This window comes from Lelliottia nimipressuralis, from assembly GCF_004115925.1.
GTDB lineage: Bacteria > Pseudomonadota > Gammaproteobacteria > Enterobacterales > Enterobacteriaceae > Enterobacter > Enterobacter nimipressuralis.
Map to the genome: position 1 here is coordinate 295,090 of NZ_SDDX01000008.1, position 16,398 is coordinate 311,487.

Genomic DNA, 16,398 nt, shown 5'->3' on the forward strand with positions numbered 1-16,398 from the left:
GCAAGCGTAACGCCGCCGGGCAAAAATCAAACCTGTCCGACGTACAGATAAATCGCCAGGAAGTGACACACGCTGCCGCCTAACACAAAGCCGTGCCAGATAGCGTGGTTGTAAGGAATGCGTTTGCAGACGTAGAAAATCACGCCCAGGGAATAGACCACACCGCCCACCGCAAGCAGCGTTACGCCGCCCGCCGCTAATTTCACCGCCAGCTGATAGACCACAATCAGCGACAGCCAGCCCATCGTCAGATAGGTCACCAGTGAAAGCACTTTAAAACGGTGCGCAATGGTGAGCTTAAACAAGATCCCCAGCAGCGCCAGGCTCCAGATGACAATCATCAGGCCGCGCGACAGAGGCGAGTTTAACCCTACCAGTAAAAACGGGGTGTACGTCCCGGCAATCAACAGATAGATCGCGCAGTGGTCGAATTTCTTCAGCCATCGTTTTGCCCGCTGATGCGGAATGGCGTGATACAGGGTCGAGGCGAGGAAAAGCAGGATCATACTCCCGCCGTACAAACTGTAGCTGGTGATCGCCATCGCGTTCGCGTTGGTGTCGAAGGCCTGAACCAACAACAACACCAGGCCCACAATGCCGAACACCAGGCCGATGCCATGGCTGATACTGTTGGCTATTTCCTCAGCCAGTGAATATCCCTGCGCAGTTAATGGTTTGCTAACCATAGAGGACTCCGGGAAAACATAAGATCATGATGTATCGCTTAACTATGCTAACTGAGAATGATTTCAGTGAACACCTGTTAGCTAAAATAAATCCAAATCCCAGATTAGTCCTTAAAAATCATTAAATTAAAAACGATTTTCACCTAACAGATGTGAGTTTTAATCAAAGGCATTTAAAATCAATCACATAAAACTGACTTTGATTCGGATAGATCTCTGTAATCACCTTTTTAAGCGCCTCAAGTGACATATTCTCCTGCTGCGCATGTTTTTCCGTTAGCGTATCCAGCGTAACGGTCGATGTTCCCACCACTTCGATGGTGCAAAAATAGGCGTCGTCTTCAAAGCGTCCGACGCGCAAAATATCGCCCGTTTTAAAATGTGATTCAGACTCGTCACGAATGGTGATGGTTTTACGTCCGGCCAGAATGTCATCCTGGAAGCGCTGAAAAAAAGTGATGTCGTTAGGCTGCATGTTATTATTCCCTGAAGATGAAGTCTGATGAGTGAGTTTAGCCACTGTGAGCATGTTCTCCCATTCCGCCATTGCCAGTCTCAACAATCTGGAGATGATGGTCTACAACTATGTCATCAAAAACCGCGACAAGGTGACCTACATGACCATCCGCGAGCTGGCGGATGCGGCTGGCGTGTCCACCACCACCGTGCTGCGTTTTTGTCGCAAGCTCAACTGTGACGGCTATTCCGAATTCCGCGTGCGGTTTAAATTATATTTAGAACAAAACGAACCGCAGCAGGCGAATTTCGGCACCAGTGAAATTATCAGCTTTTTTAAAAGCGTTAACAACGAAGAATTTGATGCGTTATTAGAGCAGGCGGTCGATATTATATTATCGTCAGAGCGTATTATTTTTGTCGGCGCGGGCACGTCCGGATCGCTTGCAAAATATGGCGCGAGATTCTTCTCAAACATCGGTAAATTCAGTAACCATATCGACGATCCTTATTTTCCGGTAACGAACGATATGGCGAAAAATGCGCTGGCGATTGTCTTGTCCGTCTCAGGCGAAACGGAAGAGATCCTGCGCTTCGCCAGCCAGTTCAGCCTGCATCACTGTAAAGTGCTCTCTATCACCAGCCACGAGCACTCGCGCCTGGCAAAACTGGCGGACTTTAATCTCTCCTGGCATGTGCCGCAAACCCGTATTGCAGGCGTCTACGATATTACGACTCAAATTCCGGTGATTTATATTCTTGAATCAATTGGCCGTAAACTGGCGAAGAAACTGGCGGAATAAAACGCCCTGTTTTTTTGATGTAACATATTACATTCCAGGCTAATTGTTATATCGTGACATTTAATTCTGCTTTGCTAGACTCGAAATCATTAGATCCTAAGACGAGCATAGCAAACATGAAAAAACTCACCTTACCAAAAGATTTTTTATGGGGCGGCGCGGTAGCGGCGCACCAGGTTGAAGGCGCCTGGAATAAAGGCGGCAAAGGGCCAAGCATTTGCGACGTGCTGACCGGCGGCGCCCACGGCGTTCCGCGTGAAATCACTCAGGAAGTGGTACCGGGCAAATATTACCCCAACCACGAAGCCATCGACTTCCACGGTCATTACAAAGAAGACATCAAGCTGTTTGCCGAAATGGGCTTCAAATGTTTCCGTACCTCTATTGCCTGGACGCGAATCTTCCCGAAAGGCGACGAAACTCAGCCGAATGAAGAAGGGCTGAAGTTCTACGACGACATGTTCGATGAGCTGCTGAAGTACAACATCGAACCGGTCATCACCCTCTCCCACTTCGAAATGCCGCTGCATCTGGTGCAGGAATACGGCGGGTGGACCAACCGCAGAGTGGTGGATTTCTTTGTACGCTTTGCCGAAGTGGTCTTCGAGCGTTACAAGAGCAAGGTCAAATACTGGATGACCTTCAACGAAATCAACAACCAGCGTAACTGGCGCGCGCCGTTGTTTGGCTACTGCTGCTCCGGCGTGGTCTATACCGAGCATGAAAACCCGGAAGAGACCATGTATCAGGTGCTGCACCACCAGTTCGTTGCCAGCGCGCTGGCCGTGAAGGCCGCGCGTCGCATCAATCCAGAAATGAAAGTCGGCTGCATGCTGGCGATGGTGGCGCTCTATCCGTTCTCCTGCAAACCAGAAGATGTGATGTTCGCTCAGGAATCCATGCGTGAGCGCTATGTCTTCACCGACGTACAGCTGCGCGGCTACTATCCAAGCTACGTACTGAACGAGTGGGAGCGCCGTGGCTTTACCATCAACATGGAAGCGGGTGACGAGCAGGTCCTGCGTGAAGGCACCTGTGATTACTTAGGTTTCAGCTACTACATGACGAACGCCGTCAAAGCCGAAGGCGGAACCGGTGACGCGATTTCCGGCTTCGAAGGCAGCGTGCCGAACCCGCACGTGAAAGCCTCCGACTGGGGCTGGCAGATTGACCCGGTCGGCCTGCGCTATGCCCTTTGCGAGCTGTATGAGCGCTATCAGAAACCGCTGTTTATCGTTGAGAACGGCTTTGGCGCGTACGATAAGGTCGAAGAAGACGGCAGTATCAACGATGACTACCGTATTGACTATCTGCGCGCGCACGTGGAAGAGATGATTAAAGCCGTGACCTATGATGGCGTAGATCTGATGGGATACACCCCGTGGGGCTGCATCGACTGCGTCTCCTTCACCACCGGCCAGTACAGCAAGCGCTACGGCTTTATCTATGTGAATAAGCACGATGACGGTACGGGCGATATGTCCCGCTCCCGTAAGAAGAGCTTTGCGTGGTACAAAGAGGTGATTGCCAGCAACGGCGAGAACATCTAAATACCTGGTCGGCGCTTAGCTTGCGCTGGCCTAAAATCTCCAGCCCGGTCATCGCAACGCCGCCGGGCATTATCACTACTTCCCGCCCGCCAACTCGATAAAACTGCCCGTCACATACGACGCTTTCTCGCTGAGCAGCCAGACAATCGCCTGCGCCACCTCTTCAGGCTGGCCGCCGCGCTGCATCGGTAAAGCGGATTTCACCCGATCCACACGACCAGGCTCACCGCCGGACGCATGGATATCGGTGTAAATCAGGCCGGGACGCACGCCGTTAACCCGAATACCGTACGCCGCTACCTCCAGCGCCAGCCCGGTCGTGAGTGAATCCACTGCCCCTTTTGACGCCGCATAATCAACGTACTCGCCCGGAGCCCCCAGACGCGATGCTGCCGAGGAGACATTCACAATCGCCCCGCCTTTACCGTGATGTTTGAAGGACATGCGTTTTACCGCTTCGCGACAGCAGAGGAAATAGCCCGTAACGTTGGTCGCCAGCACGCGGTTGATGCGCTCGGCGGAGAGATTTTCGATGGTGCTCTGCTCACACAAAATCCCGGCGTTGTTGACGAGTGCCGCCAGCGGCTCTCCCTCGCGGTCAATGCTGTCAAACATCGCCAGCACCTGCGTCTCGTCGCTGATATCCGCGCGCACGGCAAAGGCTTTGCCACCTGCATCGGTAATCTGAGCGATCACATCCGTCGCGGCCTTAATATTGTGGTGATAATTCACCGCCACGGTGTAGCCTTCAACTGCCAGCTGCAGGGCTGTCGCTCGGCCAATTCCCCGGCTCGCGCCGGTAACCAGTGCAATTGCCATATATTTCTCCCAATAAAAAAGCCGGGTGGCGGCTACGCCTTACCCGGCCTCCTGTCAAAGCTTAAGTATTACTGATATTCGCTCATTGGCACGCAAGAACAGAACAGATTACGATCGCCGTAGACATCGTCGAGACGTTTCACGGTCGGCCAGTATTTGTTCGCCACGCCTGCCGGGAAGACGGCTTGCTCACGGGTATAACCGTGGTTCCACTCTGCCACCAGCTCGTTTTGAGTGTGCGGGGCGTTCACCAGCGGGTTATCTTCCAGCGGCCATTGGCCCTGTTTCACACGGTCGATTTCCGCGCGGATCGCCAGCATCGCGTCGATAAAGCGGTCCAGTTCGACTTTGCTTTCCGATTCGGTCGGTTCAACCATCAGCGTACCCGCCACCGGGAAGGACATGGTTGGCGCGTGGAAGCCGTAGTCGATCAGGCGTTTAGCAATATCCAGCTCGCTAATCCCTGTCTCTTCTTTCAGCGGACGAATATCGAGAATACATTCGTGCGCCACGCGGCCATCGCGACCGGTGTAAAGCACCGGATAAGCGTCTTTCAGGCGAGTTGCGATGTAGTTTGCATTCAGAATCGCCACCTGACTTGCCTGCTTCAGCCCTTCCGCGCCCATCATGCGGATATACATCCAGCTGATTGGCAGAATGGATGCGCTGCCAAACGGTGCCGCAGAGACCGCGCCCTGACGGGTCAGCATGCCTTCAATCTGCACCACGCTGTGCCCTGGAACGAACGGTGCCAGGTGCGCTTTCACGCCGATTGGTCCCATACCCGGGCCGCCACCGCCGTGCGGAATACAGAAAGTTTTGTGCAGGTTCAGGTGCGAAACGTCCGCGCCGATGAAACCTGGAGAAGTAATGCCCACCTGCGCGTTCATGTTTGCGCCGTCGAGGTAAACCTGACCGCCGAACTGATGCACCACTTCGCACACTTCGCGGATGGTCTCTTCGTACACGCCGTGAGTGGACGGGTAAGTCACCATGATGCAGGAGAGCTTATCACCCGCCTGCTCTGCTTTCGCACGCAGATCGGCCAGGTCGATGTTGCCGTTTTTATCGCAGGCAACGACGACCACTTCCATTCCCGCCATCTGCGCAGACGCCGGGTTGGTGCCGTGGGCAGAGCTTGGGATCAGGCAGATATCACGATGCCCTTCGTTGCGGCTTTCGTGATAGTGACGAATCGCCAGCAGGCCCGCGTATTCACCCTGCGCACCGGAGTTTGGCTGCATGCAGAGTGCGTCGTAGCCGGTCAGTTTCACCAGCCAGTCGGAGAGCTGACCGATCATCTGATGGTAGCCTTCCGCCTGATCGGCCGGGCAGAACGGGTGCAGTTCAGAGAACTCAGGCCAGGTAATCGGAATCATTTCCGCAGCGGCGTTGAGCTTCATGGTACAAGAGCCCAGCGGGATCATCGCCTGGTTCAGTGCCAGATCTTTGCGCTCCAGAGAGTGCATGTAACGCATCATCTCGGTTTCGCTGTGATAGCGGTTAAACACCGGATGAGTCAGGATCGCGTCATCACGCAGCATGCTTTCCTGAATGGAGCGGCTGTCGTGCGCCACCTCTTTATCCAGGTTAGCGACGTCCAGACCGTGGTCATCACCCAGCAGTACGCTGAACAGCGCCTGGATATCTTCACGGGTAGTGGTTTCGTTCAGGGTGATACCCACTGCGTTCAGGATGTCGCTACGCAAATTGATTTCGGCAGCTTCAGCACGCGCCAGCACGCCCGCTTTGTCGGCCACTTCCACACACAGGGTGTCGAAGAAGTGCGCATGGCGCAGCTTCAGGCCTTTCTGCTGCAAGCCCGCCGCCAGAATATCGGCAAAACGGTGAATGCGGGTAGCGATGCGCTTCAGGCCGACCGGGCCATGGAACACGGCGTACAGGCTGGCGATGTTGGCCAGCAGCACCTGAGAGGTACAAATGTTGGAGTTCGCTTTCTCGCGGCGGATATGCTGCTCGCGCGTCTGCATCGCCATGCGCAGCGCGGTGTTACCGGCAGCGTCTTTCGACACACCGATAATACGGCCTGGCATGGAGCGTTTGAATTCGTCTTTCGCCGCGAAGAAGGCCGCGTGCGGACCACCATAGCCCATCGGCACGCCGAAGCGCTGTGCTGAGCCGAAGACAATATCTGCGCCCTGTTTGCCAGGGGCGGTGAGCAGCACCAGCGCCATAAAATCAGCGGCCACGCTGACCACAATTTTGCGGGATTTCAGCTCAGTAATCAGGCTGCTGTAGTCGTGAACTTCACCGGTGGTGCCAACCTGCTGCAACAGCACGCCAAACACATCCTGGTGATCCAGAACCTTTTCCGCATCGTCAACAATCACGTCAAACCCGAAGGTTTCCGCACGGGTGCGGACCACGTCCAGCGTCTGGGGATGAATGTCTGCCGCCACGAAGAAGCGGTTAGCGTTTTTCAGCTTGCTGACGCGCTTAGCCATCGCCATCGCTTCGGCGGCGGCGGTCGCTTCGTCAAGCAGAGAAGCGGAGGCAATATCCAGCCCGGTCAGATCCAGCGTCACCTGCTGGAAGTTTAGCAGCGCTTCCAGACGTCCCTGAGACACTTCCGGCTGATAAGGCGTATAGGCGGTGTACCAGCCTGGGTTTTCCAGCATGTTGCGCAGGATCACCGGCGGTAACTGCACCGGAGTGTAGCCCATGCCAATGTAAGACTTAAAGCGCTTGTTGAGACCGGCGATTGCCTTCAGCTCTGCCAGCGCGGCGTATTCAGTGGTCGCGTCACCTACCTGCGGCGGCGTGGCGAGCTGAATGTCTTTGGGCACGATCTGGCCGATCAGTGCGTTTAACGAATCCGCGCCAACTGTCTTCAGCATCTCCTGCTGTTGCTGAGCATCCGGCCCAATGTGACGTTCAATGAAGGCGCCACGGTTTTCAAGCTGGCTTAAAGTCTGTGTCATGAGCGATGGTTCCTAAACGTGCGGTGATATTAGGATCCCCTCCCCCTTTCGGGAGAGGGTGAAAAGCAATTACTCGTCTTCTAACAGTGCTGCGTACGCGGTTGCATCCAGCAGAGCTTCAACTTCTGCTTCGTCGTTCGCTTTGATTTTGAAAATCCAGCCGCCGGTGTACGGCTCCCTGTTAACCAGCTCCGGGGAGTCGCTCAGGGCGTCGTTGACGGCCACGATTTCGCCGCCCACTGGCGCGTAGATGTCAGACGCGGCTTTCACCGATTCTGCAACAGCGCAGTCGTCGCCCGCGCTCACGGTCGCGCCGACGTCCGGCAGGTCCACAAACACCATGTCACCCAGTAACTCTTGCGCGTGCTCGGTGATCCCAACGGTGTAAGTCCCGTCGGCTTCTTTGCGCAGCCATTCGTGTTCTTTGCTGTATTTCAGTTCTGCTGGCACATTGCTCATTGGAATTCTCCTGATAAAAAATGATTAGGCGACCGGTTTACCGGCGCGAACAAAAATCGGTTTAGTCACGCTGACCGGCATTTCACGGTTGCGGATCTGCACCACGGCAGTCTCGCCAATCCCGGCCGGTACGCGCGCCAGCGCAATGCTGTAGCCCAGCGTCGGTGAGAATGTGCCGCTGGTGATAATGCCTTCATGAAGATTGCCGCTGGCATCGGTGAAACGCACAGGCAGCTCGTTACGCAGCACACCCTTCTCTTTCATCACCAGGCCGACCAGCTGATCGGTGCCTTTCTCACGCTGCAGTTCCAGCGCTTCACGACCAATAAAATCGCGGTCAGCGGGTTCCCATGCGATGGTCCAGCCCATATTGGCAGCCAGCGGAGAGATACCTTCATCCATCTCCTGACCGTAGAGGTTCATCCCGGCTTCCAGACGCAGCGTATCGCGCGCGCCCAGGCCCGCAGGTTTGACACCAGCTTCAACCAGCGCACGCCAGAAATCGGCGGCTTTCTCGTTCGGCATCGCAATTTCATAGCCCGCTTCACCGGTGTAGCCGGTCGTCGCGATGAATAGATCGCCTGCCTGAACGCCGAAGAACGGCTTCATGCCCTCCGTCGCTTTACGCTGCTCTTCGCTGAACAGAGAAGCGGCTTTAGCCTGCGCGTTAGGACCCTGAACGGCGATCAGAGAAAGATCGTCACGTACGGTGATATCAACGGCGTATTTGGCTGCGTGTTCAGAAATCCAGGAGAGGTCTTTTTCGCGGGTGGCGGAGTTAACAACGAGGCGGAAGAAATCTTCAGTGAAGTAATAAACGATCAGGTCATCAATCACGCCGCCGGAGGCATTCAGCATCCCGGTGTAGAGCGCTTTGCCTGGCGTTTTGAGTTTGGCGACATCGTTCGCCAACAGATAACGCAAAAACTCCCGGGTGCGACTGCCGCGGAGATCGACAATGGTCATGTGGGAAACGTCGAACATCCCGGCATCGGTGCGCACGGCGTGGTGCTCATCGATCTGCGAGCCGTAATGCAGCGGCATCATCCAGCCATGGAAATCCACCATGCGCGCGCCGCATAACGTGTGTTGTTCGTACAAAGGAGTCTGTTGAGCCATCTTGTCCTCGTTGATTTAGCAGAGCGGGGCAATCTTGTGTTTCGCGCGAAATTCCACCACGAAACCCGGCGTCGGTATCACTCCTGGACGCCGACGCAAACGTTCTCTTTCCCCTGAACTTACCACCGAAATCGGCGATTAACCATAAGCTAAAGCGGGTCATCACATTAGCTTATGACCAAAAAACGCTGAAAAGCCTACAGAGTTATTCACTGGCAAAATGCGATTTACCCCGCATTAAATTAACTTTAATTTCACAATATGTAGCACAGGCTGATATTTTCTGTGGAAAAACGCGGCTAATTTCCGACATGGAAAAAACACGACATTAGATAATCTAATGCGAAAAGAGGCGTGGAATTAGAATATTTCAAACGAGGGAAACATCCCGGCACAAAGGCCGGGAGAGGAAAGTGTGATGGGGGTCTAATTTAACGTTTAGTGCTTAACGCAGCCACTCAGGAAGATCGTTTAACCCCATCGCCTGGCGAAGGAGCTGCGGTTTGACGCCGGGAAGCGTATCCGCCAGTTTCAGTCCAACATCGCGCAGCAGTTTTTTCGCCGGATTGTTACCGGCAAACAGCTCGCGAAAGCCCTGCATCCCCGCCAGCATCATCGCCGCACTGTGTTTGCGGCTGCGCTCGTAGCGGCGCAGGTATATATGCTGACCAATATCTTTGCCTTCACGATGCAGACGACGCAGCTCATCGATAAGCTCTGCGGCATCCATAAAGCCCAGATTCACGCCCTGCCCGGCCAGCGGATGAATAGTGTGTGCGGCATCGCCCACCAGCGCCAGACGATGCGAGGCAAACTGCCGCGCGTAGCGTCCGGTCAGCGGGAAGAGCTGGCGTTCACTTTCCAGCGTACACAGCCCAAGACGGTTATCAAAGGCCATGCACAGCGCCTGATTAAACGCGTCAGGCGTCGCCGCCTCCATCTGCTGTGCTTTTTCCGGCACCAGTGACCAGACGATGGAGCACAGATGCGGATCGCTTAACGGCAGAAACGCCAGGATGCCGTCATTGTGGAAAATCTGACGCGCGACACCGCCGTGCGGTTCGGTCGTGCGGATCGTCGCCACCAGCGCATGATGACGGTAATCCCAGAAGGTGAGCGGAATATCCGCTTTGTTACGCAGCCAGGAGTTTGCGCCATCGGCACCCACGACCAGCCGCGCGGTCAGCATATCGCCGCTTTGCAGTGTCAGAAACGCCTCGTTTTCGCCCCAGGCGATCTGTTGCACCTGCGCGGGCGCCATCAGGGTGACGTCGGAACAGCTCTGGGCTTTGCGCCACAGAGCGTGGTGAATCACCGCGTTTTCAACGATATGGCCCAGATGACTGTAGCCCATGTTTTCATCGTCAAAGGCGATATGGCCGAAGCTGTCTTTGTCCCATACTTCCATCCCGTGGTAGCAGCTGGCGCGAAACGCGGTGATCTCTGACCAGACGCCGAGATGCGTTAACAGCTTTTCACTGGCGGCATTAATGGCCGACACGCGTAGCTCTGGCGGTGCGTCCTGCGCAACAGGCTGCGGCGGCTTGTGTTCAAGCACCGCCACCCGCAGGCCGCTGCCCTGTAAACCACAGGCCAGCGCTAGCCCCACCATTCCGCCGCCGACAATGGCAACATCAACATTCTGCACTTAGTAACTCCTTAACGAGCGACCCAACCAAGAGTTCGCTGCGCCAGCACGTCGCGTGCCGGAATGAATAGTTCCATCGCCATCAGGCCCGCGTTGCGCCCGGCTACCAGCGGCGCCCAGCGATTCGCGAACAGATGCACCAGGCCATCGGTCACACCGACGGTCGCCTCTTTATCTGCCTGACGGCGTTTCTGATACTGACAAAGCACGGAGTAAGCACCGCAATCGTCGCGATCCTGCCATGCCTGCGCCAGCGTCTCCGCCAGGCTCATGACATCGCGTAATCCTAAGTTAAACCCCTGCCCGGCAATCGGATGCAGGGTTTGCGCCGCATTCCCGACTAACGCCACACGATGAGACACGGAGCGCGACGCGGTGGTCAATGCCAGCGGATAGGCGGCGCGTTTCCCGGCGTGGGTGATTCGCCCTAAACGCCAGCCAAAGGCTTTTTGCAGTTCATCGCAAAAACGCGCATCTGACCAGGCCATCACGTCATCCATAACATCCAATGCGTGGCACCAGACCAGCGAACTGCGGCCAGCGGACATGGGCAGCATCGCCAGTGGGCCGTGCTCGGTAAAACGTTCAAAGGCGCGGCCCTGATGAGGCACAGCGGTGGAAACGTTAGCGATCACCGCCGCTTGACCATAAGGCTGCTGCTGCCATTCGATACCGCATTGGGTGGCAAGCGCAGAACGGGAGCCGTCTGCGGCCACCAGCAGTTTGCCGTCCAGCACATTGCCGTTATCCAGCGTCACGCTCACACTCGCTTCACTGCGGGTGAAGCTTGCGACGCGCGCCGGGCAGTGCAGCGTTACGCCAGGCGCATCCTGCAATAAGCGGAACAGGCGCTGCCCCACGTCGTGCAGTTCGACCACCTGCCCGAGGGCATTAATGTGGTAATCCTGGGCATCGAGCGTAACAAAACCGGCGTGGCCGCGATCGCTGACGTGAACGGTTTTGATCGACGTCGCGCACTCGGCAATCGCCTGCCAGATACCCAGGCGCGACAGATGCTGGCAGGTCCCCTGCGCCAGCGCAATCGCACGGGCATCAAAACCTGGATGCTGCGCCGTCTGCGGCGCAACGGCTTCAACCAGGTGAACGGGGAGCTGGCCGTGCGTCAGCTGTGAGATGGCCAGCGCGAGCGTCGCCCCCGTCATGCCACCGCCCACAATGATCACGCTCATACGCGCGCCGCCGCCATCAGAGCTTCGATCTCATCGGCCTTTTTGACCACGGAAGCCGTGAGGTTTTCGTTACCGTATTCGGTGATCACGATGTCGTCTTCAATACGAATACCAATCCCGCGATACTCGGCAGGGACATCCGCATCGGGCGCGATATACAGGCCCGGTTCAACGGTTAACACCATCCCCGGCTCAAGGGCGCGCGAACGATCCGGACCGTAGCCGCCGACATCGTGGACATCCAGCCCCAGCCAGTGGCTCAGGCCGTGCATAAAGAACGCGCGGTGGGCGTTGTCGGCAATTAACTCTTCCACGTCGCCCTTGAGGATGCCCAGTTTCACCAGCCCGTTCACCATGATGCGGATCACCGAGCCAGTCACGTCCTGAATGGAGGTTCCCGGACGGAACAGCGTTAACGCGGTTTCCAGTGATTCCAGCACGATGTCGTAAACAGCGCGCTGCGCAGGGCTAAATTTGCCGTTCACCGGGAAGGTGCGGGTGATGTCACCGGCGTAACCGCGATATTCACACCCGGCGTCGATCAGCACCAGATCGCCATCACGCAGTTCGCTTTCGTTTTCGGTGTAGTGCAGGATGCAGCCATTTTCCCCGCCGCCCACAATCGTGTTGTAGGACGGGAAGCGCGCCCCGTGGCGGTTGAATTCATGAAGAATTTCGCCTTCGAGCTGATACTCGAACATTCCCGGACGGCACTTTTCCATGGCGCGGGTATGGGCCAGCGCACTGATTTCACCCGCGCGGCGCATCACATCCAGCTCTTCCGGCGATTTAAACAGCCGCATTTCATAAACGATTGGGCGCCAGTCCGTCAGGGACGCGGGTGCCGATAAATTTTGACGAGAGCCTTTACGCAGTTTATCCAGCGCCGCAAACACCAGTTCATCGGCGTAAGCGTATTCGCCCTGAGCGTGATACACCACGTCCAGACCGTTGAGCAATTGATAGAGCTGGTCGTTGATTTCGCTGAAAGCCAGCGCGCGTTCCACGCCGAGTTTCTCTGGCGCGGCGTCTTGCCCTAAGCGGCGGCCAAACCAGATTTCGGCGGCCAGATCGCGAACGCGGTTAAAGAGAACGCTGTGGTTGTGGGTGTCATCGCTCTTAATCAGCACCAGTACCGCTTCAGGCTCATTAAAGCCGGTGAAGTACCAGAAATCGCTGCTCTGTCGATAGGGATATTCGCTGTCATTGCTGCGTGTGGCTTCCGGTGCGGCAAAAATCAGTGCCGCGCTGCCCGGCTGCATGTGGGCTAAAAGCGCCTGGCGGCGGCGAAGAAACTCCTGTTGAGTCATGACACCCTCCTGTGCGTTCTTTTTTAATGTAAGGTCGGTTTGCGGACTTCCGGTGCGGTCGGCTGTGAGCGCGTAAAGGTGTCGTGGCACAGCAGCGCCGCGACGCGTACGTACTCGATAATCTCTTCGACGGACATTTCCAGCTCTTCCTGATCTTCGTCTTCGTCGTAGCCCAGCTGCGCAATGTTGCGCAGATCGTCGATCGCTTCACCCGCTTCGCCGGTGACTTTATCGAGCTTAGGCTGCGTAACGCCCAGACCGAGCAGATAGTGGTTTACCCAGCCTGCCAGCGCATCGGCGCGATCGAAGACGCTGACGTCGTCGCCATCAGGCAGATAAAGCTGAAAAAGGAAGCCATCGTCCTCCAGAGAATCACTGGTCGCCGAGTGCATTTTGCGCAGGGCTTCAGCAAGCTCGTGACCAAAGGCCAGACCTTCGTTCGTCAGGTCATGAAGCAGCGGCTGCCATGAGCTGTCGCTGTTTCCGCCGCACAGCATGCCACTGATCAGACCGTGCATTTCAGCAGGGGTCAAACCCACGCCCTGCTGGTTAAGTAACTGGCTTACTTCGTTGTAACCAGGCATTTCGTTCTGTATAGACATGCGCATTCGTCATCGTTGGAGGAATATTCATGATATGCTACCACTTTGGACCCTGGAGATACCAGAAAAGGGCTTGTATCTTCATATCAGGGTAGCTATAGTGTCGCCCCTTCGCAGCCCCCGGGCCATGTGCGAAGGTCGCGCAGTCAATCAGCAGGAAGGTGGCATGTCTGCACAACCCGTCGATCTCCAAATTTTTGGCCGTTCGCTGCGAGTGAATTGTCCGCCTGAACAAAGGGATGCTTTGAATCAGGCTGCGGATGATTTGAATCAGCGGTTGCAAGATCTAAAAGAACGCACTAGAGTCACAAATACTGAGCAGCTGGTTTTCATCGCCGCGTTGAACATCAGCTATGAATTAACTCAGGAAAAAGCGAAGACCCGCGACTACGCGGCGAGCATGGAGCAACGCATTAAAATGCTCCAACAGACCATTGAACAAGCGCTGCTTGATCAGGGTCGCCCCCCCGAAAGGCCGGTGCAAAAGTTTGAATAACACTTTGCAGTTGACTATGGTAGAGTGACTGTGAAGACAAAATTTCTCTGAGATGTTCGCAAGCGGGCCAGTCCCCTGAGCCGATATTTCATACCACAAGAATGTGGCGCTCCATGGTCGGTGAGCATGCTCGGTTCGTCCGAGAAGCCTTAAGACTATGACGACACATTCACCTTGAACCAAGGGTTCAAGGGTTACAGCCTGCGGCGGCATCTCGGAGATTCCCCTTCTTTACTACCTTCATGCATCATGACTCAATTTCCTGAAGTCCCTGCTTCCCGACAAGACATCCGTCAGTTAATCCGCAAACATCGTCGAGCGCTTTCGCCCGAACAACAAACGCATTTCGCCCAGCTCGCTGCCGCCCGTATGATGGCGTATCCCCCTGTGGTTATGGCCCATACCGTCGCCCTGTTTCTGTCGTTTGACGGCGAGCTGGATACCCAACCGCTGATCGAACAACTCTGGCGCGCCGGGAAAAAGGTCTATCTGCCGGTGCTGCACCCGTTCAGTCCGGGCAATCTGCTGTTTTTGCACTACCATCCGCACAGCGAACTGGTGGTGAACCGTCTGAAAATTAGCGAACCCAAACTCGATGTGCGCGATGTCCTCCCCCTGAGCGAGCTGGACGTTCTGATCACGCCGCTGGTGGCGTTTGATGAAAGCGGTCAGCGTCTCGGAATGGGCGGAGGATTTTACGATCGCACGCTGCAAAACTGGCAGCAGTATGGTTTGCAGCCGGTGGGCTATGCCCATGATTGTCAGGGCGTAAAAGCACTGCCGGTGGAGAAATGGGATATTCCGCTGCCCGCAGTGGTGACGCCGTCGAAAGTGTGGGAGTGGTGAGGTAAACAATAAAGCCGGGTGGCGGCTACGCTTAACCCGGCTTACGATTTGGATTCGCCAGAGAGGTCGGGTAAGGCGTCAGCGCCACCCGACACAACAAACCGCAGATTAGTACAACAGACGCGCGCGAATCGTACCCGGAATCGCCTTCATGCTCAGCAGCGCTTTCTCTGCCACATCTTCATCTGCTTCGATATCAATAACCACATAGCCCATCTGCGAGTTAGTTTGCAGATACTGCGCGGCGATGTTGACGCTCTGCTCGGCAAAAATCTGGTTAATCGCGGTCAGCACGCCTGGACGGTTTTCGTGGATATGCAGTAGACGGCGACCGCCGTGCAGCGGCAGAGACACTTCCGGGAAGTTCACCGCAGACAGCGTAGATCCGTTATCGGAATACTTGCTCAGTTTACCCGCCACTTCCAGACCGATATTTTCCTGCGCTTCCTGAGTCGAACCGCCAATGTGCGGCGTCAGGATCACGTTGTCGAATTCACACAGCGGAGAGGTGAACGGATCGCTGTTGGTGGCCGGCTCTGTCGGGAAGACGTCGATAGCCGCGCCCGCCAGATGCTTGCGCTTCAGGGCATCGCACAGGGCAGGAATATCCACTACCGTACCGCGAGCGGCATTGATCAGCAGTGCGCCCGGTTTCATCAGCGCCAGCTCTTCCGCACCCATCATATTTTTGGTGGAGGCGTTTTCCGGCACGTGCAGGCTTACCACATCACTCATGTTCAGCAGATCGGAAAGATGCTGCACCTGGGTCGCGTTACCCAGCGGCAGTTTGTTTTCGATATCGTAGAAAAAGACATTCATGCCGAGAGATTCGGCCAGAATCCCCAGCTGCGTACCGATATGGCCGTAGCCGATAATCCCCAGCTTTTTACCGCGCGCTTCGAACGAGCCGGACGCCAGCTTGTTCCACACACCGCGGTGAGCTTTGGCGTTCGCCTCCGGAATACCGCGCAGCAGGAGCAGCAGCTCGCCAATCACTAACTCCGCCACGGAACGGGTGTTGGAGAAAGGTGCGTTAAAGACCGGCACGCCGCGTTTAGCTGCCGCATTCAGATCGACCTGATTGGTACCTATGCAGAAACAGCCAATAGCCACCAGCTTCTCAGCGCAGGCAATAACCTCTTCAGTCAGGTGAGTACGGGATCGCAGGCCAATGAAATGGGCATCACGGATGGATTCTTTCAGCTGCTCAGTATCCAGCGCGCCTTTGTGGAATTCGATGTTGGTGTACCCTGCTGCACGAAGGTTATCGAGTGCTTTCTGATGCACCCCTTCGACGAGCAGAAACTTAATCTTGTCTTTTTCCAGTGATACCTTTGCCATTTACCCGACCCTGTTTTGTCTGAACTGATGTTGTGCTGGATTTAAATCCGCTCCCGCCAACATATCAAAAAAAACTATTGCAGCAATATGAACGTTTGCGTCGTCACTCTGAAGAAAAGTCATCCAGGGCG

15 protein-coding genes and 1 other RNA gene are annotated in these 16,398 nt (G+C 55.7%); 5 read left to right on the forward strand and 11 right to left on the reverse strand.

Features of this window, described 5'->3' with window-relative positions:
• Window positions 1-26: 26 nt before the first annotated feature.
• Window positions 27-686, reverse strand: coding sequence for a PAQR family membrane homeostasis protein TrhA (gene trhA, locus ETG88_RS07755; RefSeq protein ID WP_100779034.1), 660 nt, complete (start codon window positions 684-686; stop codon window positions 27-29).
• A 163-nt stretch (window positions 687-849) separates the two neighbouring features.
• Window positions 850-1,161 carry a N(4)-acetylcytidine aminohydrolase gene (gene yqfB, locus ETG88_RS07760; RefSeq protein ID WP_129035101.1) on the reverse strand — a complete coding sequence of 104 codons (312 nt, stop codon included), beginning with the start codon at window positions 1,159-1,161 and terminating at the stop codon, window positions 850-852.
• 52 nt (window positions 1,162-1,213) lie between these two features.
• On the opposite strand from yqfB, the gene ETG88_RS07765 reads away from it, so the two are divergent.
• The gene (locus ETG88_RS07765) at window positions 1,214-1,945 is read left to right on the forward strand and encodes a MurR/RpiR family transcriptional regulator (protein ID WP_102104699.1); all 732 of its coding nucleotides are present in this window, start codon (window positions 1,214-1,216) and stop codon (window positions 1,943-1,945) included.
• A gap of 116 nt (window positions 1,946-2,061) precedes the next feature.
• Window positions 2,062-3,495 carry a 6-phospho-beta-glucosidase BglA gene (gene bglA, locus ETG88_RS07770; protein WP_129035102.1) on the forward strand — a complete coding sequence of 478 codons (1,434 nt, stop codon included), beginning with the start codon at window positions 2,062-2,064 and terminating at the stop codon, window positions 3,493-3,495.
• Window positions 3,496-3,570: 75 nt separating this feature from the next.
• Here the strand turns inward: bglA and ETG88_RS07775 are convergent, their stop codons facing one another.
• The 8 genes from ETG88_RS07775 to ETG88_RS07810 all read right to left on the reverse strand — a co-directional run bounded on the left by ETG88_RS07775 (window position 3,571) and on the right by ETG88_RS07810 (window position 13,584).
• Window positions 3,571-4,314 carry an SDR family oxidoreductase gene (locus tag ETG88_RS07775; RefSeq protein ID WP_129035103.1) on the reverse strand — a complete coding sequence of 248 codons (744 nt, stop codon included), beginning with the start codon at window positions 4,312-4,314 and terminating at the stop codon, window positions 3,571-3,573.
• A 68-nt stretch (window positions 4,315-4,382) separates the two neighbouring features.
• Entirely contained in the window at window positions 4,383-7,256 is a 2,874-nt protein-coding gene (gcvP, locus tag ETG88_RS07780; protein ID WP_129035104.1) for an aminomethyl-transferring glycine dehydrogenase, read from the reverse strand.
• 69 nt (window positions 7,257-7,325) lie between these two features.
• Entirely contained in the window at window positions 7,326-7,715 is a 390-nt protein-coding gene (gene gcvH / locus ETG88_RS07785) for a glycine cleavage system protein GcvH (protein WP_129035105.1), read from the reverse strand.
• 24 nt (window positions 7,716-7,739) lie between these two features.
• A complete protein-coding gene (gene gcvT, locus ETG88_RS07790) occupies window positions 7,740-8,834 on the reverse strand; it encodes a glycine cleavage system aminomethyltransferase GcvT (protein ID WP_102104702.1) in 1,095 nt (364 codons plus the stop codon).
• 445 nt (window positions 8,835-9,279) lie between these two features.
• Entirely contained in the window at window positions 9,280-10,482 is a 1,203-nt protein-coding gene (ubiI, locus tag ETG88_RS07795; RefSeq protein ID WP_129035106.1) for an FAD-dependent 2-octaprenylphenol hydroxylase, read from the reverse strand.
• Window positions 10,483-10,493: 11 nt separating this feature from the next.
• Window positions 10,494-11,672 carry a 2-octaprenyl-6-methoxyphenyl hydroxylase gene (gene ubiH, locus ETG88_RS07800; protein ID WP_129035107.1) on the reverse strand — a complete coding sequence of 393 codons (1,179 nt, stop codon included), beginning with the start codon at window positions 11,670-11,672 and terminating at the stop codon, window positions 10,494-10,496.
• Window positions 11,669-12,982, reverse strand: a complete 1,314-nt coding sequence (gene pepP, locus ETG88_RS07805; protein ID WP_129035108.1) for a Xaa-Pro aminopeptidase — start codon at window positions 12,980-12,982, stop codon at window positions 11,669-11,671. Before pepP ends, ubiH begins: the two co-directional genes overlap by 4 nt.
• A gap of 23 nt (window positions 12,983-13,005) precedes the next feature.
• Entirely contained in the window at window positions 13,006-13,584 is a 579-nt protein-coding gene (locus ETG88_RS07810) for a YecA/YgfB family protein (RefSeq protein ID WP_123428885.1), read from the reverse strand.
• Window positions 13,585-13,750: 166 nt separating this feature from the next.
• On the opposite strand from ETG88_RS07810, the gene zapA reads away from it, so the two are divergent.
• The 3 genes from zapA (at window position 13,751) to ETG88_RS07825 (ending at window position 14,926) form a co-directional block, all read left to right on the forward strand.
• Window positions 13,751-14,080 carry a cell division protein ZapA gene (gene zapA, locus ETG88_RS07815; protein WP_129035109.1) on the forward strand — a complete coding sequence of 110 codons (330 nt, stop codon included), beginning with the start codon at window positions 13,751-13,753 and terminating at the stop codon, window positions 14,078-14,080.
• A 41-nt stretch (window positions 14,081-14,121) separates the two neighbouring features.
• Window positions 14,122-14,305, forward strand: a non-coding RNA gene (ssrS, locus tag ETG88_RS07820) — 6S RNA.
• Window positions 14,306-14,329: 24 nt separating this feature from the next.
• Window positions 14,330-14,926 (forward strand): 5-formyltetrahydrofolate cyclo-ligase, encoded by a 597-nt coding sequence (locus ETG88_RS07825; protein WP_107702889.1) that lies wholly within the window; start codon window positions 14,330-14,332, stop codon window positions 14,924-14,926.
• Window positions 14,927-15,034: 108 nt separating this feature from the next.
• Here ETG88_RS07825 and serA read toward each other — a convergent pair whose 3' ends face one another.
• Window positions 15,035-16,267, reverse strand: coding sequence for a phosphoglycerate dehydrogenase (serA, locus tag ETG88_RS07830; protein WP_100779021.1), 1,233 nt, complete (start codon window positions 16,265-16,267; stop codon window positions 15,035-15,037).
• Window positions 16,268-16,398 lie beyond the last annotated feature (131 nt).